The organism is Yinghuangia sp. YIM S09857, from assembly GCF_051388915.1.
Taxonomy (GTDB): Bacteria; Actinomycetota; Actinomycetes; order Streptomycetales; family Streptomycetaceae; genus Yinghuangia.
In genome coordinates this window covers 55,224-66,886 of record NZ_JBPKBH010000026.1, presented here as the reverse complement: position 1 = coordinate 66,886, position 11,663 = coordinate 55,224, and the positions used below count along the sequence as shown (strand labels likewise).

11 protein-coding genes are annotated in these 11,663 nt (G+C 71.4%); 8 read left to right on the top strand and 3 right to left on the bottom strand.

Annotated elements, in window-relative coordinates; translation table 11 throughout:
• Positions 1-76: 76 nt before the first annotated feature.
• Positions 77-1,174, bottom strand: a complete 1,098-nt coding sequence (gene rsgA / locus ACRX5S_RS36290; protein ID WP_436777498.1) for a ribosome small subunit-dependent GTPase A — start codon at positions 1,172-1,174, stop codon at positions 77-79.
• 241 nt (positions 1,175-1,415) lie between these two features.
• Positions 1,416-2,705, bottom strand: a complete 1,290-nt coding sequence (locus ACRX5S_RS36285; RefSeq protein ID WP_436777497.1) for a YihY/virulence factor BrkB family protein — start codon at positions 2,703-2,705, stop codon at positions 1,416-1,418.
• A gap of 18 nt (positions 2,706-2,723) precedes the next feature.
• Between ACRX5S_RS36285 and ACRX5S_RS36280 the strand changes: the two genes are divergently transcribed.
• Positions 2,724-4,364 carry an acyl-CoA dehydrogenase family protein gene (locus ACRX5S_RS36280; protein ID WP_436777496.1) on the top strand — a complete coding sequence of 547 codons (1,641 nt, stop codon included), beginning with the start codon at positions 2,724-2,726 and terminating at the stop codon, positions 4,362-4,364.
• 111 nt (positions 4,365-4,475) lie between these two features.
• On the opposite strand, the gene ACRX5S_RS36275 is transcribed toward ACRX5S_RS36280, so the two are convergent.
• On the bottom strand, positions 4,476-4,991 hold the full coding sequence (locus ACRX5S_RS36275; RefSeq protein ID WP_436777495.1) for a hypothetical protein: 516 nt from the start codon (positions 4,989-4,991) through the stop codon (positions 4,476-4,478).
• Positions 4,992-5,143: 152 nt separating this feature from the next.
• Between ACRX5S_RS36275 and ACRX5S_RS36270 the strand changes: the two genes are divergently transcribed.
• The 7 genes from ACRX5S_RS36270 (at position 5,144) to ACRX5S_RS36240 (ending at position 11,635) form a co-directional block, all read left to right on the top strand.
• Positions 5,144-5,263 carry a putative leader peptide gene (locus ACRX5S_RS36270; RefSeq protein ID WP_436777494.1) on the top strand — a complete coding sequence of 40 codons (120 nt, stop codon included), beginning with the start codon at positions 5,144-5,146 and terminating at the stop codon, positions 5,261-5,263.
• 132 nt (positions 5,264-5,395) lie between these two features.
• On the top strand, positions 5,396-7,081 hold the full coding sequence (locus tag ACRX5S_RS36265; RefSeq protein WP_436777493.1) for a nitrite/sulfite reductase: 1,686 nt from the start codon (positions 5,396-5,398) through the stop codon (positions 7,079-7,081).
• Between the two features lie 64 nt (positions 7,082-7,145).
• Positions 7,146-7,370 (top strand): hypothetical protein, encoded by a 225-nt coding sequence (locus tag ACRX5S_RS36260; protein WP_436777492.1) that lies wholly within the window; start codon positions 7,146-7,148, stop codon positions 7,368-7,370.
• The gene (locus ACRX5S_RS36255) at positions 7,367-8,065 is read left to right on the top strand and encodes a phosphoadenylyl-sulfate reductase (RefSeq protein ID WP_436777491.1); all 699 of its coding nucleotides are present in this window, start codon (positions 7,367-7,369) and stop codon (positions 8,063-8,065) included. The genes ACRX5S_RS36260 and ACRX5S_RS36255 overlap by 4 nt, the downstream gene beginning before the upstream one ends.
• Positions 8,066-8,123: 58 nt before the next feature.
• Entirely contained in the window at positions 8,124-9,047 is a 924-nt protein-coding gene (gene cysD, locus ACRX5S_RS36250; RefSeq protein WP_436777490.1) for a sulfate adenylyltransferase subunit CysD, read from the top strand.
• Entirely contained in the window at positions 9,048-10,406 is a 1,359-nt protein-coding gene (locus ACRX5S_RS36245) for a sulfate adenylyltransferase subunit 1 (protein ID WP_436777489.1), read from the top strand. It abuts the gene before it with no gap.
• A 98-nt stretch (positions 10,407-10,504) separates the two neighbouring features.
• Positions 10,505-11,635: an ABC transporter substrate-binding protein gene (locus ACRX5S_RS36240; protein ID WP_436777488.1), complete on the top strand. Its 1,131-nt coding sequence runs from the start codon at positions 10,505-10,507 to the stop codon at positions 11,633-11,635.
• Positions 11,636-11,663 lie beyond the last annotated feature (28 nt).

The window sequence follows — 11,663 nt, the reverse complement described above, 5'->3', positions numbered from 1 at the left end:
CCGGGACCTCAGGCGGACCCGAGGTCCCGGCACCACGGCGTCCCGGCACCGGGCCGCCCCGTCGTCCCCCGTGGGGCTACTTCTTCGGGGACGGGTTGCGGCGCATTTCCTTGTGGACGACTTTCCACTGCCGCGCCCGTTCCGCGCGGAGGCGGTGGTCGGTGCGGGAGGCGATCCAGTCCGCCTCGCGCCGCAGCTTGCGGTAGCTCTCCAGGCGGCGGTGCGGGAGAGCGCCGGTTTCGACGGCCTCCAGTACGGCGCAGCCCGGTTCGGCGACGTGGCCGCAGTCGGCGAAGCGGCACTGCTCCGCGAACTCCTCCACGTCCGAGAACGCCATGTCGAGGCCGTCGTTGACGTCATACAGGCCGATGCCGCGCAGGCCGGGGGTGTCGACGAGGACGCCCCCGCCCGGCAGCGGGATCAGCTCGCGCCACGTCGTGGTGTGGCGGCCCTTGCCGTCCTGCCGCACCTCGCCGGTCGCCACCTCGGCGCCGGTGAGGGCGTTTGCGAGGGTGGACTTGCCCGCGCCCGAGGTGCCGATCAGCGCGAGCGTCCGACCGGCCGCGACGGCGCCCAGCACCTCGACGCCTTCGCCGGTGACGGCGCTGACCACGATCACGTCGGCGCCCGGCGCGGCCGTCTCGACGTCCGCCCGCACGTCGTCCGCGTCGTCGACCGTGTCGGCCTTGGTGAGGACCACGACCGGCTGGGCGCCGGAGTCCCACGCGACCGTCAGGAGGCGTTCGATGCGGCCGAGGTCCGGTTCGACGTCGAGCGGGACGACGATGAGCACGGAGTCGACGTTCACCGCCAGCACCTGGCCCTCGGACCGCCCGGAGGCGGAGGAGCGGGTCAGGGCGGTACGGCGGTCGAGGACCGACTCGATCACCGGTTCTTCGTTGGGCGTTCCGACGACGGCGACCGCGACCCAGTCGCCGGTGCACGGCAGCGGCCCGGCGCCGTGGGCGGCCCGCAGCACGCCGTCGTCGGTGACGACGTCGCAGGTCGAGCGGTCGACGCGCGAGACGCGCCCGGCGACCAGGCCGCGGTCGACGTACGGCGCGAACTCCGCCGCGCGGGCGGCGTCCAGCCCGAGCGAGGCGAGGACCCCGCCGGTCGGGACGTGGTCGACGGACGGGCCGAAGTCGTTCGGCTCGTTGAACGCTGAGGACAAACCTGAAGACAAAGCAGTGGACCCTTCGAGACGGGTCCCGGGCGCGGCCGACGCGTGGTCGGCGGCGGCTCTAGGCGGTGGCCGGGACCCGGAGGATTGAGACGGATACGGGAGGGCCGTCGACGCGGACAGCCTTCATCCAGGTGACATGCGCCATCACGGTCTCCACCTCCTCGTCCGTCTCGTCCCCGACAGGTCAACCGGCCCGAAGGGCCGACCCCCAGCATACGGCACCGCGTGATCAGCGCGGGTCGTTGCGGTAGTGCTCCTCCGGCGGTCCGGCGGACGGGCGTACGGGCGGCCACAGTTGCTCGTCCAGGGACAGCCCCGGCGGGGTCTGCCCGGTGGGCATCTGGACCGGCGGTGAACCCGCGTCCAGCCGGTGGTTGCCGTTGCGCGCCTCGGGGCGGTTGGCGCGCGGCGGAACGTAGTTGGCCCACCGCTCCGGGAACTCCGCGGGCGGCTCGCCGTCGTCCGCACCCGGTTCGGGGGCGATCAGGTCGACGGTGTCGTCGCCGGCGTTCGGGTCCCAGTCCTCCGGCAGGCCGCGGTGCCGTCCGGCCCGGCGTACGGTCGCCATCGCGCTCGCGATCTCGGCCGCCGCGCGCTCCTTCTCCGCCTCGGCGCGGGCCTGGGCGGTCTCCTGGCTCGGCCAGACCTGGTCGATCGCGGCGTTCATGGCGGCACCGATGAGGATGGCCATCGCCGCGAAGTACATCCACACGAGCACCGCGACGGGCGCGGCGAGCGAGCCGTAGACGCTCGGGCCGTCGACCGTGGTCGCGAGGTAGACGCGCAGCAGGAAGCTGCCGAGGATGCACAGCAGCAGCGCGACCAGCGCGCCCGGGATGTCCTCGCGCCACGGCGTCCGCACCGGCACGGACACGTGGTAAAGCGTGGTCAGGAAGCAGACCGACATGATGACCAGCACCGGCCAGTACAGGATGTGGACGGTGCCCGCGAAGTGCGGGAACGCCTTGACCACCAGCTCGGGACCGGCCAGCAGCAGCGGGATCAGGAACATCCCGAGGACCAGGCCGACGACGTAGAGGCTGAACGACAGCAGGCGCGTCTTGACGATGCCGCGTTTGCCGGACAGGCCGTACATGATCGTGATCGTGTCGACGTAGACGTTGAGGGCGCGTGAGCCCGACCACAGGGCGATGACGAAGCCGACCGAGATGATGTCCGCGCGCCCCGACGAGAAGACGTCGTTGACGAGCGGGACGACGACTTGGTCGACGCTCTTCTGCGACAGGACGCTGCCGCTTCCGTCGATGATGTCCTCTTTGAGGCCGTCGATGGTGTCCTGACCGATGGCTCCCTGGAGGTAGCCGATGGTTCCGGCGAGGCCGAGCAGCAGCGGGGGCAGCGAGAGCAGCATGAAGAACCCGGCCTCCGCGGCCAGGCCGGTGACCCGGTTCTCGTAGCACGAGATGAACGTCTCGCGGACTATCCGCCAGAGTGCGCTCCGCAACCGGATGCGGCCGGGACCGCGGACCGGCGACCGTTCTTTCTTGTCCGCTGCCACGGTTCTAAAGTATCGGGAATGGGCCGTCCTACCCACGTGGTCGCCAACCAGCCGCCCCCGCTGACCGGATATGACGTCTTCGGTTCGGATCGGGTCCTGGTCGAGGCCGTACGCAGGCATGCACCGTCCGCCGATGTAGAACGCCTGCACGATTTGGGCGTTCTCGCAGGATCAGAGACCGCGCAGGAGTGGGGCCGCCAGGCCAACACGGTCACTCCCGTGCTGCACACCCACGACCGCTACGGGAACCGGGTCGACGAGGTGGAGTTCCACCCGGCCTGGCACTCGCTGATGCGCACCGCCGTCGGCTTCGGCCTGGCCGGCACCGCGTGGTCCGCGCCCGGGCCGGAGGCCCACGTGTGGCGGGCCGCCGGGTTCATGACATGGAGTCAGGCGGAGGGCGGCCACGGCTGCCCGGTGTCGATGACATACGCGGCCGTCCCGGCGCTGCGCACCGACCCCGCGCTGGCCGCCGAGTGGGAGCCGCGCCTGACCTCGACCGGGTACGGCGACCAGCTCCTGCTGCCGCCCGGCGCCAAGCCCGGCTGCCTGGCCGGTATGGGCATGACCGAGAAACAGGGCGGCACCGACGTCCGGACGAACACCACCGAGGCGGTGCCGCTGGCCGCCGAGGGCGAGTACGCGCTGACCGGCCACAAGTGGTTCTGCTCGGCGCCGATGTGCGACGTCTTCCTGGTGCTCGCGCAGGCGCCCGGCGGGCTGACGTGCTTCCTGGTGCCGCGCGTCCTGCCCGACGGCACGCGCAACGTGTTCCTGCTCCAGCGCCTCAAGGACAAGCTCGGCAACCGCTCGAACGCGTCGTCCGAGGTGGAGTTCGACGGCACGTGGGCGCGGCGGCTCGGCGACGAGGGCCGCGGCGTGCGCACGATCATCGACATGGTCGCGGCGACGCGGCTGGACTGCACGCTCGGCTCGGCGGCGCTGATGCGCCGTGCGGTGGCCGAGGCGACCCACCACGCCGCGCACCGGCACGTCGGCGGCCGGGCGCTGATCGACCAGCCGCTCATGGCGAACGTGCTGGCCGACCTCGCGGTGGAGTCGGAGGCGGCGACGCTGACGGCGGTGCGGCTGGCGGCGGCGTACCGCTCGGAGGACGCGTCACAGCAGGCGCTGTTCCGCATCGCGGTCGCCGTGTCCAAGTACTGGACGACCAAGCGCGGCATCGCGGTGGCGGCCGAGGCCATGGAGTGCCTGGGCGGCAACGGCTACGTCGAGGACAGCGGGATGCCGCGCATATATAGGGAAGCGCCCGTCAACGCGATCTGGGAGGGCTCCGGCAACGTCCAGGCGCTCGACGTGCCGCGCGCGCTGCGCCGCGATCCGGCCTGCCTGGACGCCTTCCTGCGCGAGGTCGGCGAGGCGCGCGGCGCGGACCACCGGTTCGACGCCGCGGTCAAGGACTTCCTCGTCGAGCTGTCCGACCTGGAGTCCGTGGAGGTACGGGCCCGGCGGCTGATCGAGCGCATGGCGCTGCTGTTCTCGGGCTCGCTGGTGCTGCGCTGGTCGCCGCCCGAGGTGGCTGACGCGTTCTGCGCGGGGCGGCTGGGCGGCGAGGGCGGGCTGATGTTCGGGACGCTGCCGCGCGGTGTGGACGCCCGTCCGATCGTCGACCGCGCCCGACCGCACGTGCCGGGCTGATCCGCCGCGGGCCGCGCGGGCCGCGGCCGACTGAGCGCGGCCGACTGATTGCGACCGACTGATCGCGCTCGGCAGACCACGGCCCCAGCGGGCCGCGGTCCGGTCGCGGCCTCAGCGGGCCGGGACGATGACCCCGGTCAGGCGGCTGATCACCCGGGCCGCGGTGAGCAGGTCCGCGGCCGGGAGGTCGGCGACGGTCGCCTCCCAGTGCCTGCGGAAGACGGTGTCGAGTTCGTCGAGGGCGCGCAGCCCGGCGGGGGTGAGGCGGGCGACCGTCCCCCCTCGCCCGCGTCCCGGGCGGACGCCCTCGACCAGGCCCTCGCGCCCGAGGGCCTCCAGCGTTCCGCTGACCTGGTTGAGCGGCATGCCGACCACGCTGGCCAGGGTCGCGGGGTCCAGGTCCAGTTCGTCGGCGAGGGTGACGAGGATGCGGTGCCGCTGCACCTGCGGCGAGTCGGATCCGGCGGTACGCGCGACGCGGTCGGCGCGGACCGCGGACAGGAAGCCGTTCAGGGCGTAGCGCAGGGTCTCGACCGACGCCTCGCGGTGGTCGCGCTCGTCGCCGCGCGCACTGTCGTCACGGCCTTCTTGTCGACATTCAGGCCGGTCGAGCAGGTCTCCGGACACGTCAATCAGCTCCTTAGCGCCTCCCGTACCGTAACCAAACACTCCGGATTGGCAACTCGGGGTGCCTGCAAAAGACGGCAAATCGCTCAGGATTCCAAATAGTGAGACTTGATGTCCATATTTTGGGATGAGCGCTCGAATCGCGGACGACGATGGACGACATGACGACTCCATGCCAACCTTTCCGCATGTCTCGCGCCGGAATCGCCCTCGTTGGTCGACTGCATGTCGACCTTGGACGCATGTCCAGCGCGTTCTGTATGCCGGTCTGACGACCCACGCCCGTTCCACTCGCTGCCGGGCGCGGTCGGACCGGCAGCCTGCGTCCATGCGCCGAAACGGTGCGGAGCGGGACCGCCGTGTGCGGCGCGCGTCCACCTGACACCCCGTCAAAGGACGCCCCCATGGCCACCTCCTCCTCGGCCGCCGGACCCCGCAAGACCTCCCGCCATCGCGGCGAGGGCCAGTGGGCGCTCGGCCACCGCGAGCCGCTCAACGCGAATGAGCAGTTCAAGAAGGACGACGACGGTCTCAACGTCCGCGCCCGCATCGAGAACATCTACGCGCACCGCGGCTTCGACTCCATCGACGGCAGCGACCTGCGCGGCCGCATGCGCTGGTGGGGCCTCTACACACAGCGCAAGCCCGGCATCGACGGCGGCAAGACCGGTGTCCTCGAACCGCACGAGCTCGACGACGAGTACTTCATGCTGCGCGTGCGCATCGACGGCGGCCGCCTGAGCCTGGCCCAGTTGCGCGCGGTCGCCGAGGTCTCCGAGCGGTACGCCCGCGGCACCGCCGACATCACCGACCGGCAGAACGTCCAGTACCACTGGATCCGCATCGAGGACGTCCCGGCGATCTGGAACATCCTCGAAGGCGTCGGCCTGTCGACCACCGAGGCGTGCGGCGACACCCCGCGCGTCGTGCTCGGCTCGCCCGTCGCCGGCATCTCCGCCGAGGAGATCGTCGACGGCTCGTGGGCCGTCGACGAGATCAACCGCCTCTACATCGGCAACCCCGAGTACTCCAACCTGCCGCGCAAGTTCAAGACCGCGATCTCGGGGTCGCCGCTGCTGGACGTGGCGCACGAGATCAACGACGTCTCCTTCGTCGGCGTCGACCACCCCGACCACGGGCCCGGCTTCGACGTGTGGGTCGGCGGCGGCCTCTCGACCAACCCCAAGCTCGCCGTCCGCCTCGGCACCTGGGTGCCGCTGGAGGACGTCCCGGACGTCTGGGCCGGCGTCGTCGGCATCTTCCGCGACTACGGCTACCGGCGCCTGCGCAACCGCGCGCGCCTGAAGTTCCTGGTCTCCGACTGGGGGCCGGAGAAGTTCCGCCAGGTCCTGGAGGACGAGTACCTCCAGCGCAAGCTCGCCGACGGCCCCGCCCCCGCGGAGCCCAGCGGCGTGTGGCGCGACCACGTCGGCGTGCACCAGCAGAACGACGGCAACTTCTACGTCGGCTTCGCCCCGCGCGTCGGCCGCGTCGACGGCGCCACGCTCGGCAAGATCGCCGACCTGGCCGAGGCGCACGGCTCGGACCGCGTCCGCACCACCGTCGAGCAGAAGATGCTCATCCTGGACGTCGCCGAGGACAAGGTCGCCTCGCTCGTCGACGGCCTGGAGGCGCTCGGCCTGCGCGTCAAGCCCAGCCCGTTCCGGCGCGGCACGATGGCCTGCACCGGCATCGAGTTCTGCAAGCTGGCGATCGTCGAGACCAAGGGCCGCGGCCAGACCCTCATCGAGGAACTGGAGCAGCGCCTGCCGGAGTTCGACCAGCCGCTCACCATCAACATCAACGGCTGCCCCAACGCCTGCGCGCGCATCCAGGTCGCCGACATCGGCCTCAAGGGCCAGCTCGTGCTGGACGACGAGGGCAACCAGGTCGAGGGCTACCAGGTCCACCTGGGCGGCAGCCTCGGCTTCGACGCCGGCTTCGGCCGCAAGGTCCGCGGCCTCAAGGTCACCGCCGCCGGACTGCCGGACTACGTCGAGCGCGTCGTCCGCCGGTTCGAGGAACAACGCACCGACGGCGAGCGCTTCGCCCAGTGGGCGGCACGCGCCACGGAGGCTGATCTCTCGTGAGCGAGCCAACCGTTGGAGGGGTGCGTGCCGCGAATGCGTCGCCGAGCGCCGGCGAGGCGACGGCATGAGTGAACGCGCGGCGCCCTTCTACTGCCCGTACTGCGGCGACGAGGACCTGCGGCCCCACGAGGAGGGCCACGGGGCCTGGCTCTGCGGGGCGTGCCGCCGCGCGTTCACCCTCAAGTACCTCGGCCTGGTGTTCCCCGCGAACCCACAGGCCCCCGGCACGAGTTCGACCCCGGATCCGACATCGAGTCCGACACCGACAACCGCGAAGGAGGCGACATGACCACGACCTTCACCGACGAGGCGCTGGAGCAGATCGCCCTGACCGCCGGTCGCGAGCTGGAGAACGCCTCGGCCGAGGAGATCCTCGGCTGGGCGTCGGAGACGTTCGGCACCCGGTGGGCGGTGACCTCGTCCATGGAGGACGCGGTCGTGGCCCACCTCGCCTCGCGCGTGCAACCGGGCATCGACGTTGTCTTCCTGGACACCGGCTACCACTTCGTCGAGACGATCGGCACGCGCGACGCGGTCGCCGCCGTCTACCCGGTGAACGTCATCACCCTGACGCCCCGCCAGACCGTCGCCGAGCAGGACGCCGAGTACGGCCCCAGGCTGCACGACCGCGACCCCGACCTGTGCTGCGCGCTGCGCAAGGTCGCGCCGCTGCAAAGCAGCCTGGACGGCTACGACGCGTGGGCCACCGGCCTGCGCCGCGACGACTCGCCGGAGCGGGCGGACACCCCGGTCGTCGGCTGGGACGCCGGGAAGCGCAAGGTCAAGATCTCCCCGATCGCCCGCTGGGACCAGGACCAGGTCGACGCGTACATCCTCGAACACGGCGTCCTCACCAACCCGTTGCTGATGGACGGGTACGCCTCGATCGGTTGCGAGCCCTGCACGCGCCGCGTGGCCCCGGGCGAGGACCCGCGCGCGGGCCGCTGGGCCGGGCGCGCCAAGACCGAGTGCGGGATCCACTGATGCCCGGCTCCCCGACCACCCCCGTCCGGACGACCAGCCCGACCCCTTGGAGGCGGAAGTGACAACCGCGGTCGAACTCTCCGCGCCCGGCGCGCTCAGCCACCTCGACGCGCTCGAAGCCGAGGCCGTGCACATCTTCCGCGAGGTCGCGGGCGAGTTCGAGCGGCCGGTGATCCTCTTCTCCGGCGGCAAGGACTCGATCGTCATGCTGCACCTGGCCCGCAAGGCGTTCTGGCCGGCGCAGATCCCGTTCGCGCTGCTGCACGTCGACACCGGGCACAACTTCCCCGAGGTCATCGAGTACCGCGACCGCACAGTGGCCGAGCACGGGCTGCGCCTCTTCGTGGGCCACGTCCAGGAGTTCATCGACAACGGCCGGCTCAGCGAGCGCCCCGACGGCACGCGCAACCCGCTCCAGACCGTGCCGCTGCTCGACGCCATCGAGAAGAACCGCTTCGACGCGGTCTTCGGCGGCGGCCGCCGCGACGAGGAGAAGGCGCGCGCCAAGGAGCGGGTGTTCTCGCTGCGCGACGAGTTCGGCCAGTGGGACCCGCGCCGCCAGCGCCCCGAGCTGTGGAACCTCTACAACGGGCGGCACCGCGTCGGCGAGCACGTGCGCGTCTTCCCGCTGTCCAACTGGACCGAGCTGGACGTCTGGCAGTACATCGAGCGCGAGGAGATCCCGCTCCCGGAGATCTACTTCTCCCACGAGCGCGAGGTCTTCCGGCGCAACGGCATGTGGCTCGCTCCCGGCGCGTGGGGCGGCCCCAAGGACGGCGAGGCCGTCGAGCGCCGCGTCGTGCGCTACCGCACCGTCGGGGACATGAGCTGTACCGGGGCGGTGGAGTCCCCGGCCGCCTCGGTGGCCGAGGTGATCGCCGAGATCGCGGTGAGCCGACTGACCGAACGGGGTGCCACGCGCGCGGACGACAAGCTGTCCGAGGCCGCGATGGAGGACCGCAAGCGCGAGGGATATTTCTAAATGACCAGCCAGAACACCGGTACGGCCGCCGCGGAGGACGCCGTGGACGCGCCCGTCGGCCTGCTGCGCCTGGCCACCGCCGGATCGGTCGACGACGGCAAGTCCACCCTGGTCGGCCGCCTGCTGCACGATTCCAAGTCGGTCCTGTCCGACCAGTTGGAGGCGGTCGAGCGGGTGAGCCGCGACCGCGGCATGGAGGAGGCCGACCTGGCCCTCCTGACCGACGGGCTGCGCGCCGAGCGCGAGCAGGGCATCACGATCGACGTGGCGTACCGATACTTCGCCACCACCCGGCGGCGGTTCATCCTGGCCGACACCCCGGGGCACGTGCAGTACACCCGCAACATGGTGACCGGCGCGTCGACCGCGGAGCTCGCCGTCGTGCTGGTGGACGCCCGCAACGGCGTGGTCGAGCAGACCCGCAGGCACGCCGCGGTGGCCGCGCTGCTGCGCGTACCGCACGTGGTGCTCGCGGTGAACAAGATGGACCTGGTCGACTACGACGAGGCGGTCTTCGCCGCGGTGGCCAACGAATTCACGGCGTTCGCCCGTGAGTTGGGCGTCCCCGACGTGGCCACCATCCCGGTCTCCGCGCTGCGCGGCGACAACGTGGTGGACCCGTCGGCGCACATGGACTGGTACGGCGGCCCGACCCTCCTGGAGTTCCTGGAGACCGTCGAGACCGGCGGCCAGGACGAGCAGGGGCCCGCCCGCTTCCCGGTGCAGTTCGTGCTGCGCCCGCAGAGCGACGACGAGTTCCGCGACTACCGCGGCTACGCGGGCCAGGTCGCGTCCGGCGTGTTCCGCACCGGCGACCCGGTCGTGGTGCTGCCGTCGGGCTCGCGCTCGACGATCGAGGGCATCGACCGGCTCGGCGCGACGGTGGACCGCGCGCAGGCCGGCGAGTCGGTCACCATCCGTCTGTCGTCCGACGTCGACGTCTCGCGCGGCGACCTGATCGCACCGGCCGAGGACGCGCCGACCGCGACGCAGGACATCGAGGCGACCGTGTGCCACGTGGCGGACAAGCCGCTGCGCCCGGGCGACCGCGTCCTGCTCAAGCACACGACCCGCACGGTGAAGGCGATCGTCAAGGAGATCCCGTACCGCGTCGACATCCGGACGCTCGAACAGCAGCCCTCCCCCGGCGAGTTGCACCCGAACGACATCGCCCATGTGGTGCTGCGCACGGCCCAGCCGCTGGCCCTCGACGCCTACGCGGCAGGCCGTCGCACCGGCTCCTTCCTGCTCATCGACGAGGCGGACGGCTCGACGCTGACGGCCGGCATGGCCGGTCCGGCGTTCGTGGACGCCGGTCGGGGCGGCGAGGACGACTCCGCTGCGGAGCGATGTCTGTAGCAGATCCCCGTCCGGGATCCGGCCGACATCCGTAGCGCACGTCCCCTCGCACCAGCCGACTTCCGTGCCCCTGCACGGTCACCCAGGGAAGGTCCCTCATGCCTGCTGCCCGCCTTCGGCGTCACAGAACGGTACGAACCGCAATAACGCTCGCGATCGTTCCGTTGCTCGCCGTCCTGTCCGCCTGCGGCTACGGCTCCGACGACAAGGACGACAAGACCGCTCCGGCCGCGGGCCAGGGCAGCGCGTCGGAGGCGAGGAAGCTGTCCGCGTCCGAACTGCGCCTGGGCTTCTTCGCCAACGTCACGCACGCGACGCCGCTGGTGGGCCTGAAGGAGGGCTTCTACGCGAACGAGCTGGGCGGCACCAAGATCACGCCGGCGGTGTTCAACGCCGGCCCGGCCGCGATCGAGGCGCTGAAGGGCGGTTCGCTGGACGCGACGTACATCGGCCCGAACCCGTCGATCTCCGGCTTCACGTCGAGCGACGGCGAGCTGCTGCGCATCGTCGCGGGTACCACCTCGGGCGGCGCGTCGCTGGTCGTCAAGCCCGGCATCAACTCAGCGGCCGACCTCAAGGGCAAGAAGATCGCCTCGCCGCAGCTCGGCGGCACACAGGACGTCGCGGTCCGCGCCTGGCTCGCCGCCAACGGCCTCAAGACCGACACCAAGGGCGGCGGCGACGTGAGCATCGTGCCGACCGACAACGCCCAGACCCTCGCCCTGTTCAAGAGCGGTGACCTGGACGGCGGCTGGCTGCCCGAGCCCTGGGCGACCCGCCTGGTGCAGGAGGCCGGCGGCAAGGTGCTGGTGGACGAGCGCACGCTGTGGCCGGGCGGCAAGTTCGTGACCACGAACCTCATCGTCCGCAAGGACTTCCTCGACAAGCACCCCGACGTCGTCGAGGCGCTCGTCAAGGGACAGCTGACCACCACCGACTGGATCAACGCCAACACCGACAAGGCGAAGGCGTCCGTCAACGCGCAACTCCTGGAGTACGCCAAGAAGGCGCTTCCGCAGCCCGTGATCGACGCGGCGTGGCCGAACATCGAGGTCACCAACGACCCGCTGGCGGCGTCGCTGCTCAAGCTCAAGGACGACGGCGTCAAGGTCGGCGTCACCAAGGACGCCGACATCGCCGGCATCTACGACCTGACGATCCTCAACAAACTGCTGACCGCGAACGGCAGGCCCGCCGTCGACGACGCGGGCCTCGGCGCGAAGAAGTGACGGGACGCGGGGGCGGACCGACCGTCCG